Source organism: Arthrobacter nitrophenolicus, assembly GCF_045833485.1.
Lineage (GTDB): Bacteria > Actinomycetota > Actinomycetes > Actinomycetales > Micrococcaceae > Arthrobacter > Arthrobacter nitrophenolicus.
In genome coordinates, this window is sequence record NZ_CP174504.1 from 3,380,388 (window position 1) to 3,393,537 (window position 13,150).

The following is a 13,150-nucleotide window of genomic DNA, read 5'->3' on the forward strand; positions in this document are numbered from 1 at the left end:
TCATACAACAGAAAAAGGACGGCGCGATGCCCGGTACACACGAAGCCACCCATGTAGTCCAGGTTTCGGATGCACCGAGCCCGCGCCGTCTTTTGTCCACCGAGAAGGTCTATGAAGGCCGGATCTGGGACGTGGTCAGCGACACCTTCCAGCTGCAGGAGACCGGCGACGCCCTGACCCGCGACTACATCGACCATCCCGGCGCCGTGGCTGTCCTGCCCATGAACGACGACGGCGAAATCCTGCTGCTCAAGCAGTACCGGCACCCCGTGGGGATGGACCTCTGGGAGATCCCGGCCGGCCTGCTGGACGTCGAGGGTGAGGACTTCCTGGCGGGCGCCGCCCGCGAGTTGGCTGAGGAGGCCGACCTCGCTGCAAGCACCTGGAACGTCCTGGCGGATGTCTTCAATTCCCCCGGATCGTCCAGCGAGGCCATCCGCATCTACCTGGCCCGCGGACTGACGTTCGTTCCCCATCATGAGCGCCACGAGCGGACGGATGAGGAAGCCGAAATCGAATTCCACTGGATCAAGCTGGACGATGCCGTGGCGTCCGTCCTGGCCGGCCGGCTCCACAACCCGTCCGCCGTCGTCGGGATCCTGGCGGCCGCGGCCGCCCGCGCCGACGGCTACGCGGGCCTGCGTCCCGCCGACGCCCCGTGGCCGGAACACCCCAGCCAGCGGTAATGGCCCCCAACCCCTCCGTCGACGCTGCCCCGCCGTCCGGTTCCGCCCCGGCGCAGGAGGTACCCCAGGCTCCGGCGTCCGCCGGACCCACGGCGATCAGCCGCGCCATCACCGACTACCTCCAGCACATGGGCGTGGAGCGCGGACTGGCAGCCAATACCCTGGCAGCCTACCGGCGCGACCTCGCCCGTTACGCCCGTTTCCTGGAAGCCGCCGGCTGCCGGGCCCCGGAGGACATCACCCGCCAGCACGTCACCGGCTACGTCCGTGCGCTTTCGGACGGCTCTGACGGCGGTTCGGCACTGGGGGTCAGGTCGGCGGCGCGGACCGTGGTGGCGGTCCGGGGGCTGCACAAGTTCTGGGCGCTGGAAGGCTACACACCGGCCGACCCCGCCAGCGACGTCCATCCGCCCATGGCAGGCAAGCGGCTGCCCAAGGCCATCAGCGTCGATGAGGTCACCCGGATCCTCGAATCGGCCGGGACAGACACGGCCACAGGACTGCGGGACCGTGCCCTCCTTGAGTTCCTCTATTCCACCGGCGCCCGGATCAGCGAGGCGGTGGGCCTGGACGTCGACGATATCTCCCTCGCCGGGCTCGAGACAGGCCCGGCCGTCGTGCGGCTTTTCGGCAAGGGGTCCAAGGAACGGCTTGTGCCCTTGGGCTCGTATGGAGCCAGGGCGCTGGACGCCTACCTGGTGCGCGGCCGCCCGCTGCTCGCCGCGAAGGGGAAGGGCACGCCCGCACTGTTCCTGAACGCCCGCGGCGGCAGGATCAGCCGCCAGAGCGCCTGGACCATCCTGAAGGCCGCCGCCGACAAAGCCAACATCACCAAGGACGTGTCGCCCCACACCCTGCGGCACTCGTTCGCCACCCACCTGCTCGAGGGCGGGGCGGATGTGCGCGTGGTGCAGGAACTCCTGGGCCACGCCTCGGTGACCACCACCCAGGTCTACACGCTCGTCACCGCGGACACACTGCGGGAAATCTACGCCGCCGCGCACCCCCGGGCACTCGGATGAGCCGGCGCGGTGCAGCCGTGACCCTGTGCTTCCTCCTCCGGGACACGCCCGCGGGCACGGAGGTGCTGCTCGGAATGAAGCGGACCGGATTCGGCAAGGGAAAAATCGTTGGGATCGGCGGGCACGTGGAGCCGGGGGAGACTGACCAGGAAGCGGTCATCCGGGAGGTGTTCGAGGAAACCGGTCTTTCGGTGCTGCCGGAGGACCTGGTTGATGCCGGGGCAGTCCGCTTCGTGTTCCCGGCGCGTCCGGAGTGGAACATGGAAACCAGCCTCTTCACCGCCTGGACCTGGCAGGGCGAACCTGCTGAAAGCGACGAGATTGTCCCCGAGTGGTTCCCCGCGCGCAGGCTCCCGACGGACCGGATGTGGCAGGACGCCGACCATTGGCTCCCGGTGGTGCTGGAAGGCGGCCAGGTGAATGTCGTGGTCACCATGCATACAGACAATGAGTCGGTCGCCTCGTCGGAGAGCCTGCTTCCCTAGCTTTCCAGCCAACGGGTTTCCAGCCGACGACGGCGGCGCGGCAGGGACGTGCCGGACCGCCGTCGTCGGCCTCGCGGCGGTGCCGTTACGCCAGGTGCCGCTCCTCAGGACCGATGTATTCGCTGAGCGGCCGGATCAGTGAATTGGATGCCGCCTGTTCCATGATGTGGGCGGTCCAGCCGGTGATGCGGCTGGCGACGAACAGGGGTGTGAAGGCTGCCGTGTCGAAGCCCATCAGGTGGTACGTGGGGCCTGCGGGATAGTCGAGGTTGGGCTTGATGCCTTTGGCCTCGTCCATGGCGTGTTCCAGGCCCTGGTACAGGCCCAGGATCTCGGGCCGGCCGTAGTGGGCAATCATCTTGTCCAGGGCCGCCTTCATGGTGGGAACGCGGGAATCGCCGTGTTTGTAGACCCGGTGCCCGAAGCCCATGACTTTCTTCTTCTGGGCCAGCGCATCCTCCATCCATGCCTTGGCCCGGGCAGCAGCCTCTTCAAGGGACTCCTGCGGGCGGATGCCGATCTCGTCGAAGGTGTGCATGACGGCCTCGTTGGCGCCGCCGTGCAACGGACCCTTGAGTGCGCCGATGGCCCCCGTGACGGCGGAGTGCAGGTCCGAGAGCGTGGACGTGATGACGCGCGCGGTGAAAGTGGAGGCGTTGAAGGAGTGCTCGGCGTAGAGGATCATCGAGACGTTGAAGGCCTCCACCACCACGGGGACCTGTTCCTCGCCGAACGTCATCCAGAGAAAGTTGGCGGAGTACCCGAGGTCGTCGCGGGGCTCCACGGGATCCTGTCCACGCCGGCGGCGCTGGTCATACGCCACCACGGCGGGCATCGCGGCCCACAGGTCGATCGCCTTCTTCATGTTCGCCTCGGGCGAGGAGTCCTCCGCGAGCGGATGCCGGCCGCCCATGACGGAGGCCGCGGTCCTGCAAACGTCCATGGGATGGGCGGTGTCCGGGAGTACGTCGACCACCTGTTTCACCACCGGGTCCAGGGCGCGTCCCGCGCGTTCCCTGGCAGTGAACTCCGCCAGCTGGTCCTGCGTGGGCAGTTCCCCGTTCCACAGCAGGTACGCCACTTCCTCAAAGCTGCAGCGCGCCGCGAGTTCCTGGACCGGGTAGCCCCGATAGAGCAGCGAGTTCGTGTCCGGGTTGACCTTGGAGACGGAGGTGTAGTCCACCACGACGCCGGCGAGACCTTTTTTGATGTCCTGTTCAGCCATGCTGAAAACTCCTTTGTTCCTGTCGCCTGTAGGATGCCGGCCGGAGCCGGCGGGTGGCCGGGTCAGTGTTCCCCGGGAATATGGAAGTTGAAGACCCCCGTGTCGAATTGGTTGTACCCCTCGTAGTCAACCAGTTCGTAGAGCCGGGCACGGGTCAACATGCTGCTGACCTGTGCTTCCTGCGTTCCGTCTGCCTTGATCGAGTCCAGCGTACGCTCAGCGGCGCCCATGGCACTACGGAGGAGGGTGACGGGGTAGATGACCATGTTGACGCCGACTGCCTGGAGCTCCCTTGTCGAGAAGAGGTCGCTTTTGCCGAATTCGGTCATGTTGGCCAGGATCGGCACGTCGACGGCGTCGCGGATGGCCTGGAATTCGGCGAGGTCGCGCATGGCTTCGGGGAAGATGGCGTCCGCGCCGGCGTCCACCAATGCCTTGGCCCGGTCTTTGGCGGCCTGGAGACCGTCCACGGCGCGGATGTCGGTGCGGGCCATGATGAGGAAGTTCGGGTCGCGGCGGGCGTCGGCGGCGGCACGGATACGTTTGGTGGCGGTATCCAGGTCCACGACGTTTTTGCCGTCGAGGTGGCCGCAGCGTTTGGGGTTGAACTGGTCCTCGATGTGCAGCCCGGCCAGGCCCGCGTTCTCGATCTCCTGGACGGTGCGGGCCACGTTCATGGGTTCGCCGAAGCCGGTGTCCGCGTCCACGATGGCGGGCAGGTCGGTCATCCTCGCGATCTGCCCCGCCCGGGTCGCTACCTCCGTCAGCGTGGTCAGGCCGATGTCGGGCAGGCCGAGGTCGTTGGCCAGCACGGCGCCGGAGATGTAGACCCCTTCGAAGCCCTTTTCCTCGATCAGCCGGGCCGAGAGGGGATTGAACGCGCCGGGGAACTGCGCGATGGTCCCGGAGTTGAGGAGTTCGCGGAACCGGATGCGCTTCTGTTCCGGGGTGGTGGTGGAGTACAGCATCAGAACAGTCCCTTCGGCGCTGCACCGAGGTCGATGACACCGGGGGCGGCGGTGATGTTCAGCTGGTCCAGTTCCCCGGGACCCAGTTCGGGGAGGCGTTCGACGGCGGCGAGGAACCGTTCGATTTCGGTGTCCTCGACGAGGCCGGCGGCGAGGGTGCGGAACTTGGTGATGTACTGCTCCCGTGCGAACGGCCGGGCGCCGAGCGGGTGGGCGTCGGCGACGGCGATCTGGTCGGTGATGACGGTGCCGTCGTTGAGGGTGATTTCCACGGAGCCGCCGAAGGCTTTTTCGTTGATGTCCAGGGAGTGGTAGCGCCGGGTCCATTCCGGGTCTTCCTCCGTGGTGACCTTTTGCCAGAGGTCCACGGTGTCCGGCCGGGCGGCGCGGTCGGGGGCGTAGGAGTCCACGTGGTGCCAGGCGCCGTCCTGCAACGCGACGGTGAAGATGTAGGGGATGGAGTGGTCCAGGGTTTCCCGGGACGCGGTGGGGGAGTATTTCTGGGGGTCGTTGGCGCCGGAGCCGATGACGTAGTGGGTGTGGTGGCTGGTTTTGATCAGCACGGATTTCACGTTGGCCGGGTCGGTGGCTTCGGGGTGCTCTTTGTGGAGTTTACGGGCGAGGTCGATCCAGGCCTGGGCCTGGTATTCGGCGGAGTGTTCCTTGGTGTAGGTGTCCAGGATGGCCCGCTTCGCTTCACCCGGGGTGGGGAGGGGAACCGTGTAGGAGGCGTCGGGTCCGTCGAGGAGCCAGGCGATGACACCGTCTTCGCCTTCATAAATGGGGACGGGGGAGGTCTGCCCGCGCATGGCGCGGTCGGCGGCCTCGACGGCCATCTTCCCGGCGAAGGCGGGGGCGTGGGCCTTCCAGGTGGAGATTTCGCCCTTGCGGGACTGCCGGGTGGCGGTGGTGGTGTGCAGTGCCTGGCCGACGGACTGGAAGATGGTTTCGACGTCGAGGCCCAGGAGGGTGCCGATCCCGGCGGCGGCGGAGGGGCCGAGGTGGGCGACGTGGTCGATCTTGTGCTGGTGCAGGCAGATCGCCTTGACCAGGTTCACCTGGATCTCGTACCCGGTGGTGATGCCACGGATGAGGTCCTTGCCGCTGGCACCGACGTGCTGTGCGACGGCAAGGATCGGGGGGATGTTGTCGCCGGGGTGGGAGTAGTCGGCGGCGAGGAAGGTGTCGTGGTAGTCCAGTTCGCGGACGGCCACACCGTTGGCCCAGGCCGCCCATTCGGGGGAGACGCGTTCGCCGATGCCGAAGACCTTCGCGCCCTTGCCGCCGGTGCTGGGGGCGTGGGCCAGGGCCTGGGCACGGGCGGCGACGATCGGGGCCCGGTTCAGCGATGCGATCGCCACCGAGGCGTTGTCGATGATCCGGTTGATGACCATCTCCGTCACCTCAGGCGTCACCTCGACGGGGTCGGCGGCGACCACGGCGATCTTGTGCGCCAGCTGCTCCTCGCGGGGCAGGTTCTCTTCACTCTTGTACACGCGGACGTGGTGTTCCTGGACCATGGGGCTCCTTCTACAGGGATGGGGAGGCGGTTTTGATGTGGGCAAGGCTTCGGTGCAGGTGCATGATGGTGGCGGCTTCGGCAAGCCGTGGGTTCCGGTCCGCGATGGCCCCGGCGATCGCAGCGTGCTCGGCGGCTGCAGCGGACAGGCGGTCGGTATTGTCGGCTGCCATCCTCCGGATACGCACCAGGTGTACACGCAGGCTCCGCATGGCCTGCACCAGGTAGGAATTGGCAATGGCCGCATCGATGGCTTCATCCAGCCTGCCCGCCAGCCCGTAGTAGTCATGGATGCCGGATGCGGAGCCGGTGAGGAGTGCCGGGGCTTCCAGCAGTTCATCCTGGAGCAGGCGGAAGGTGGCGGGATCGCCGCGCTCGGCGGCAAGTGCGGCGGCGCGGCTTTCAAGGGTTCCGCGGAGCTCGAAGAGTTCGTCGATATCGGCGAGCGAAATCCCGGTGACGACCACGCCCCGGCCGCCCGGTGCCGTCAGGCCTTCCGCCGTAAGGCGGCCCAGCGCTTCCCGAAGCGGAGTGCGGGAGACACCCAGGCGTTCAGCCTGCTCCACTTCGGCCAGCAGCGTACCGGGGGGCAGCCGCCACTCCACGATGTCCTCACGCAGGGCGGCATACGCACGTTCGCTGGCCCGCATCGCTGCTCCTTTCGGTCCTCCGATTTCCCAGTGTATACATAAGGAAGGGAAAAGGAGCCAATGCTCTCGAAATTAGCCAATAAAGGAACTTTGTGTATACAGCATGACCGCTGCTATCTGCCGCTCCAGCGGTACTCATTCTCGGGCCTCCCGGGCGTGCCGTACCGCGCAGTGCGGGAGACGGTGCCTGCATCGGCGAGGTACTCCAGGTAGCGGCGGGCAGTCACGCGGGACATCCCGAGCGCGTCCATCACCTCGGTGGCGGAGACCGCATCCTGGTGCTGCTTCAGGTACTCCTGGACGGACTCCAGCGTGGACACGGACAGGCCCTTCGGCAGCGGCAGTTCCGACGGCGCCCGCAGGCTGGCGAAGGCCTGGTCCACTTCGCTTTGGGATGCCGCGGATTTACCGGACCCCGGGCCGGGGCCTGCCAACTGCTGCCGGAACTGCCGGTAGCTCTCCAGCTTGTCAGCGAAGGTGGCGAACGTGAACGGCTTGATCAGGTACTGCACCACGCCGATGGCCACCGCACTGCGGACGATGGCCAGTTCCCTGACGGCCGTGATCGCGATGATGTCGGCAAGGATGCCGGCAGCACGCATCCTGCGGGCAATGTCCAGGCCGTGGAGGTCCGGCAGGTTCATGTCGAGCAGGACCAGTTCCACGGGCTTGCCAGCGGCCGAGAATTCATTCAGCAGCCGGAGCGCGGACTGCCCGTCCGGAGCGGTTCCGGCGAGCTCGAATCCAGGCAGCCTCCCCACATACGCCGCATGGGCGGCGGAGGCAATGGCCTCGTCCTCGACCACAAGGACCCGGATGTCGCTCACGCGTCGCGCTCCTTCCCCGGGGATACTGCCGCGGGCAGGAACACTTCGAATTTGGCACCGCGCCGTCCGTTGATGGCCAGCGTACCTCCCAGCCGCTGTACAGCCTGGCGGACGAGGGCGAGGCCGATGCCGCGGCCGCCGGGGCCCGCCGGCTTGGTGCTGTAACCGTGCCGGAAGATGTTCCCTGCTGCGGCGGCCTCAAGGGGTGCTCCTGTGTCATGCACGGCGATGTCCAGTCCTTCCTCATCGGACTCCACCGTAAGTTCCACCCGTCGGGGCGGCGCCCCCTCTGCGGCAGCATCGATGGCATTGTCCAAAAGGTTTCCCAAAATGGTCACCAGGTCCTGCACGGCTATGCCTGCTGCTGTTCCGGACCCAAGCGTGGCCACGTCCAACTGGACGCCCCGCTCATGGGCTTCGGCCACCTTGCCCATGACCAGGGCGCTGAGGACCGGCTCGCCCACGGAGCCCACCATCTCGTCCGTCAATTGCTGGCTGAGTTCCAGGTCCCTGGTGGCGAAGTCCAGGGCCTCCCGGGTGCGGCCCAGCTCCAGGAGCGAGACCATCGTGTGCAGCCGGTTCGCATGCTCGTGCGTCTGCGCCCGCAGCGCGTCCGACAGCGTCCGCATGGTTTCCAGTTCGTTGCCCAGGGACTCGATTTCCGTCCTGTCGCGGAGCGTGGCCACAGTGCCGTACACAGGGTTCCTTCCGTGCCGGTCAGGTGCCTCCGGGCCTATGGCCGGACCCTGGTTGACGACCAGCACGCGCGAGCCCGTGAGGACGATCTCGTCCTTGGTGGTGCGGCCCGATTCGAACAGGTCCCGAAGGCCCTCGTCGAGGGGAAGGTCGGCCATTGCCGGCGGGCGGGTAGGGTCCTTGCTGCCGGCCTCGTCCAGGCCCAGGAGCTCGGCGGCCTGGTCGTTGTACATCACCACCCTGCCCTTGGTGTCGATCAGGACGAGTCCTTCGCGGACCGAGTGAAGCACGGACTCGTAGTAGGCGAACAGCTGCGCCAGCTGCTCCGGCCCCCAGCCGCGGGTGACCCGGCGGAGGTACCGGCCAAGCAGCCAGGACGCCCAGGACCCGCCCAGCAGCAGTGCGAGCCCTATGGCCAGAAGGGCAGGCAGGCGGGCTGCGAAGGCCACATCCACAGTGCCCACCGTGACGCCGGCCGCAACCAGGGCCCTGACCTTGCCCGCATCATCCTTCACCGGGACGATCGTCCGCACCGACGGCCCCAGGGTGCCGGCCGTGACCTCGGTGAGTTCCCCGCCCTGCAGCGCAGCATCGATGGAACCGATGTACGGCCGCCCCAGTTCCTCCGGCCGCGGGTGGGTCCACCGGGTGCGGTCGGTCGCCATGATGGTGATGAAGTCGACGTCGGCCGCCGCCATGACGTCCATGGCGTACGGCTGCAGCAGGGCTGAGGGGTCCGGTGAGGCGGCGGCCTCGAGCACCAGCGGGCTTGCGGCTATTGAATTGGCAATGCCCGCCATCCGCAGGCCGGCCTCGTCATACGTCCGGTCGCGGGCGTCGACGTAGGTGGCGGTCCCCACGATGGCGATGAACACCACCACGATGAGGAGGTTCGCCACGAAAAGCCGCCGGGCGATGCTCCAGCGCTGGATCATGTCTACCTCCGGCCAAGTTGGTGTGCCGCGACCAATATGAACGCAACGGTGAGCTGGGTCACGGCGTGGCCAATGATGGATGTCACACCGCAAGGACGTGTAGAGCCCAGAGACTGTGCCGCAGCGTCTATCAGATTATCCATAAGGAGACACATCATGGCTTCTCAACGAGGAGAGTCGCTCGACACCGTGAAATCGCGGCGCAAGGGCATCGACAAATCGCACTACCTCTACATTGCCGTCATCGCTGCCGTGATCCTCGGCGCCGTCGTCGGCCTGATGTTCCCCGAGGTGGGCAAGTCGCTCAAGCCCCTGGGTGACGGTTTCATCAAGCTCATCAAGATGATGATCGCTCCGGTGATCTTCTGCACCATCGTCCTGGGCATCGGCTCCATCGCCAAGGCGGCCACGGTGGGTAAGGTGGGCGGCCTGGCGCTCGGCTACTTCGTCGCAATGTCGACGTTCGCGCTCGCCATCGGCCTGGTAGTGGGCAACCTGATCCACCCGGGCGAGGGTTTGAAGCTTGCCCCCTACGACCCCAACAAGAAGGCTGAAGTCGACAGCACCGTAGCCTTCCTGCTCAACATCATCCCGGGTGACATCCCGGTTCTGCCGACGTTGTTCGCTGCCATCCTCGTGGGCTTCGCGCTGCAGAAGATGGGCCCGCAGGGCGCCCCGATCCTCAAGGCCATCGGCCACGGCCAGGTCCTGGTGTTCCGCATCCTGATCATGATCATGTGGCTCGCCCCCGTCGGTGCCTTCGGTGCCATCGCCGCCGTTGTGGGAGCCACCGGCTTCCAGGCCATTGTCAGCATGTTCACGCTGATGGCCGCCTTCTACATCACCTGCGCACTGTTCATCGTCATCATCCTCGGCGGCCTGCTGAAGGTAGTTACCGGCGTCAACATTTTCAAGCTGATGAAGTACCTGGGCCGCGAATACCTCCTGATCTTTTCCACCTCGTCCTCCGAAGCCGCACTGCCCCGCCTCATCGCCAAGATGGAACACCTCGGTGTCTCCAAGCCGGTCGTCGGCGTGACCGTTCCCACCGGCTACTCCTTCAACCTGGACGGCACGGCCATCTACCTGACCATGGCATCGCTCTTCGTGGCCAACGCCATGGGAACGCCGCTGGACCTCGGCGCACAGATCTCCCTGCTGGTCTTCATGATCATCGCCTCCAAGGGCGCCGCCGGCGTCACCGGCGCCGGCCTGGCAACGCTTGCGGCCGGCCTGCAGGCCCACAAGCCCGAACTGCTCGGCGGCGTGGGGATGATCGTGGGCATCGACCGCTTCATGTCCGAAGCCCGGGCCCTGACCAACTTCACCGGCAACGCCGTGGCCACCATCCTGATCGGCACGTGGGTCAAGGAGATCGACGGCGTACAGGTCAACAGCGTCCTCTCCGGCGAGGAGCCTTTCGACGAAGCAACGATGCTGGCCCACCACCACGGTGATCCGGCCCCGGCACAGACCGAAGCCCGGCCGGTTCCGGCCAACGCCTGACCTTCCGGCCCGCCACCCGGAAGCCGCCCCTCGCAGCAAATGCTGCGGGGGCGGTTTTCTTTACCCGGACGTTCAACCTTCGACCTCTACTAGAGGGTCAGGCTCACCATTCGCGAAAAGTCAAGTTCCGTCGAATACCGTGTCGGCCCCTGTAACCTTGGGGAGAAGAAGGAACGGCGCTGGCCATCCAGCGGCAGGACAACCCCGTCATCGAAAGTGTGGACAGATACGTGAGCAGCGAACAGGGTTCAGCAACTCTGGAAGGCACCGCATTCGACCTGGACAACGCGGTGATGGGCCCCACGGGGCGCCCATACCGCGAGTTCCCGGAACCCGCGCCGCTTTCCTCCCACGGTCCCGCCCGCGTCATCGCCATGGTGAACCAAAAGGGCGGCGTCGGAAAGACCACCTCGACCATCAACCTGGCCGCGGCCCTGGCCGAATACGGCCGCCGCGTCCTCCTGGTCGACTTCGACCCCCAGGGCGCGCTGTCAGCCGGCCTCGGGGTCAATCCGCACGAGCTCGACCTCACTGTCTACAACGTCCTCATGGACCGCAAGGTGGACATCCGCCAGGCAATCCACCAGACGGGCGTGGACAACGTGGACCTGCTACCTGCCAACATCGACCTCTCAGCAGCGGAAGTCCAGCTGGTCAACGAGGTTGCCCGCGAGCAGGTCCTGGACCGGGCGCTGAAGAAGGTCGAAGACGACTACGACGTCGTCCTCATCGACTGCCAGCCGTCCCTTGGCCTCCTGACCGTCAACGCCCTTACCGCGGCGCACGGGGTCATCATTCCGCTGATCTGCGAGTTCTTCGCCCTGCGCGCCGTGGCCCTGCTGGTGGAAACCATCGATAAAGTCCAGGACCGGCTCAACCCCCGCCTGCAGGTGGACGGGGTCCTCGCCACCATGTACGACGCCCGCACCCTGCACAGCCGTGAAGTCATCACCCGGCTGGTGGAGGCCTTCGGGGACAAGGTCTTTGAGACCGTGATCAAGCGGTCCATCAAGTTCGCCGACGCCACCGTTGCCGCGGAACCCATCACCAGCTACGCCGCCACCCACGTGGGCGCGGACGCGTACCGCCGGCTCGCCAAGGAACTGATCTCGCGCGGCGGAGCGCCGTAGCCATAACCGTGGCCGACACCAAGCCCGGCTTCGAGGTGCGGCTCGCCAACTTCACGGGTCCTTTCGACCTCCTGCTGGGCCTCATCGCCAAGCATCAGCTGGACATCACCGAGGTGGCGCTCGCCACGGTGACCGACGAATTCATCAAGTACATCCGCAAACTGCAGGAACTCGGCGAGGAATGGGCCCTTGACGAGGCCAGCGAATTCCTCGTGATCGCGGCAACGCTGCTGGACCTCAAGGCCGCCCGGCTGCTGCCTGCCGGTGAGGTGGAGGATGACGAGGACATTGCGCTGCTTGAAGCCCGCGACCTGCTTTTTGCCAGACTCCTGCAGTACAAGGCTTTCAAGCATGTGGCAGGCCTGCTGGGCGAGACCCTCCACCGGGAAGGGCAGCGCTTCCCCCGGCAGGTTGCCCTGGAAGAACACTTCGCGCGGATGCTGCCCGAACTGGTGTGGAAACACACCCCGGAACAGTTCGCGGCGCTGGCTGCGGCGGCCCTCCGGCCCAAAGCCCCCCAACCCACCGAGGTGGGGACCGCCCACCTCCACGGCAGCCAGGTCAGCGTGAAGGAGCAGGCGGAAATCCTGGGACTGCGGCTGCAGCAGGATTCGCCGCAGACTTTCCGGGCACTGATTTCCGACGCCGACTCCACCCTGGTGGTGGTGGCCCGCTTCCTGGCGCTCCTGGAGCTCTACCGGGACAAGGCCGTAGCCTTCGACCAGCTTTCGCCCCTGGCAGAGCTGGCTGTCCACTGGACCGCCGGGCTGGGGGATTGGTCACCAGAAAACCTGAGCGAGGAATACGAGGTGCAAGCGTGAACGAGCAGCTGCCGGATGGCTCCCTGCCCGGACAAACGGTCCATGACCTTCCCGGCGGGGCCAAGGCCGCCCTGGAGGCGGTGCTCATGGTCCTCGACCAGCCAGCCACCGAGGAAGAACTCGCCGCCGGGCTCGACCTCACTGTCGACGACGTCAAAACCCTGCTGGCAGAACTCGCGGTCGACTATAACGGCTATACTGGTAAGGCCCCGGATACGGAAACGGCCAGCACGCCTGGTTTTGGTTCCAGCCCCCGGGGTTTTGAATTGCGGAACATCGCCGGTGGCTGGCGTATCTACTCGCGGGCGGAATTTGCTGACATCGTTGGCAAATACGTGCTCGAAGGGCAGACTGCCAGACTCACCCAGGCGGCATTGGAAACACTCGCGGTCATTGCCTACCGCCAGCCGGTTTCCCGGGCACGGGTGTCTGCGATTCGCGGCGTCAACGTTGACTCTGTTGTACGGACACTGGCCCAGCGCGGGCTGATTGAGGACGCGGGAACGGATCCCGAGTCCGGGGCAATCCTTTACCGGACCACCTCCTATTTCCTGGAGCGTCTGGGAATCAGCTCAGTGGCGGACCTGCCGCAGCTGTCCCCGCATCTGCCGGGGCTGGAAGGCATCGCGGAGTTCTACGACGCCGAAAGAATGTAGGCCGCGGCCTGCGCAGTAATTTTT

Annotated in this window: 13 protein-coding genes; 7 read left to right on the forward strand and 6 right to left on the reverse strand. The window is 66.3% G+C overall.

The window, feature by feature from the left end:
- Positions 1 to 26: 26 nt before the first annotated feature.
- From ACJJV6_RS15610 to ACJJV6_RS15620, 3 genes are read left to right on the forward strand one after another with little or no spacing between them, the layout of a single operon-like run.
- The gene (locus tag ACJJV6_RS15610) at positions 27 to 686 is read left to right on the forward strand and encodes an NUDIX domain-containing protein (protein ID WP_407709394.1); all 660 of its coding nucleotides are present in this window, start codon (positions 27 to 29) and stop codon (positions 684 to 686) included.
- Positions 686 to 1,708: a site-specific tyrosine recombinase XerD gene (xerD, locus tag ACJJV6_RS15615; RefSeq protein ID WP_009358974.1), complete on the forward strand. Its 1,023-nt coding sequence runs from the start codon at positions 686 to 688 to the stop codon at positions 1,706 to 1,708. Before ACJJV6_RS15610 ends, xerD begins: the two co-directional genes overlap by 1 nt.
- The gene (locus ACJJV6_RS15620; protein ID WP_035753493.1) at positions 1,705 to 2,193 is read left to right on the forward strand and encodes an 8-oxo-dGTP diphosphatase; all 489 of its coding nucleotides are present in this window, start codon (positions 1,705 to 1,707) and stop codon (positions 2,191 to 2,193) included. Before xerD ends, ACJJV6_RS15620 begins: the two co-directional genes overlap by 4 nt.
- A gap of 85 nt (positions 2,194 to 2,278) precedes the next feature.
- Here the strand turns inward: ACJJV6_RS15620 and ACJJV6_RS15625 are convergent, their stop codons facing one another.
- The 6 genes from ACJJV6_RS15625 to ACJJV6_RS15650 form a co-directional block, all read right to left on the reverse strand.
- Positions 2,279 to 3,418, reverse strand: a complete 1,140-nt coding sequence (locus ACJJV6_RS15625) for a bifunctional 2-methylcitrate synthase/citrate synthase (RefSeq protein WP_407709395.1) — start codon at positions 3,416 to 3,418, stop codon at positions 2,279 to 2,281.
- Between the two features lie 62 nt (positions 3,419 to 3,480).
- A complete protein-coding gene (gene prpB / locus ACJJV6_RS15630; RefSeq protein ID WP_009358977.1) occupies positions 3,481 to 4,386 on the reverse strand; it encodes a methylisocitrate lyase in 906 nt (301 codons plus the stop codon).
- Positions 4,386 to 5,906 (reverse strand): MmgE/PrpD family protein, encoded by a 1,521-nt coding sequence (locus ACJJV6_RS15635; RefSeq protein ID WP_407709396.1) that lies wholly within the window; start codon positions 5,904 to 5,906, stop codon positions 4,386 to 4,388. Before ACJJV6_RS15635 ends, prpB begins: the two co-directional genes overlap by 1 nt.
- Before the next feature lie 10 nt (positions 5,907 to 5,916).
- Positions 5,917 to 6,555, reverse strand: a complete 639-nt coding sequence (locus ACJJV6_RS15640) for a GntR family transcriptional regulator (protein WP_009358978.1) — start codon at positions 6,553 to 6,555, stop codon at positions 5,917 to 5,919.
- Between the two features lie 113 nt (positions 6,556 to 6,668).
- Entirely contained in the window at positions 6,669 to 7,382 is a 714-nt protein-coding gene (locus ACJJV6_RS15645; RefSeq protein ID WP_009358979.1) for a response regulator, read from the reverse strand.
- On the reverse strand, positions 7,379 to 9,013 hold the full coding sequence (locus ACJJV6_RS15650) for an ATP-binding protein (RefSeq protein ID WP_407709397.1): 1,635 nt from the start codon (positions 9,011 to 9,013) through the stop codon (positions 7,379 to 7,381). The genes ACJJV6_RS15645 and ACJJV6_RS15650 overlap by 4 nt, the downstream gene beginning before the upstream one ends.
- Before the next feature lie 156 nt (positions 9,014 to 9,169).
- Between ACJJV6_RS15650 and ACJJV6_RS15655 the strand changes: the two genes are divergently transcribed.
- The 4 genes from ACJJV6_RS15655 (at position 9,170) to ACJJV6_RS15670 (ending at position 13,126) form a co-directional block, all read left to right on the forward strand.
- Positions 9,170 to 10,519 carry a cation:dicarboxylate symporter family transporter gene (locus ACJJV6_RS15655; RefSeq protein WP_035753495.1) on the forward strand — a complete coding sequence of 450 codons (1,350 nt, stop codon included), beginning with the start codon at positions 9,170 to 9,172 and terminating at the stop codon, positions 10,517 to 10,519.
- Between the two features lie 230 nt (positions 10,520 to 10,749).
- Positions 10,750 to 11,649, forward strand: a complete 900-nt coding sequence (locus ACJJV6_RS15660; protein ID WP_133352394.1) for a ParA family protein — start codon at positions 10,750 to 10,752, stop codon at positions 11,647 to 11,649.
- Positions 11,650 to 11,657: 8 nt separating this feature from the next.
- Complete coding sequence (locus tag ACJJV6_RS15665) at positions 11,658 to 12,470, forward strand: segregation and condensation protein A (RefSeq protein ID WP_407709398.1); 813 nt, start codon at positions 11,658 to 11,660, stop codon at positions 12,468 to 12,470.
- Positions 12,467 to 13,126: an SMC-Scp complex subunit ScpB gene (locus ACJJV6_RS15670; RefSeq protein ID WP_240685147.1), complete on the forward strand. Its 660-nt coding sequence runs from the start codon at positions 12,467 to 12,469 to the stop codon at positions 13,124 to 13,126. The genes ACJJV6_RS15665 and ACJJV6_RS15670 overlap by 4 nt, the downstream gene beginning before the upstream one ends.
- Positions 13,127 to 13,150: the final 24 nt, after the last annotated feature.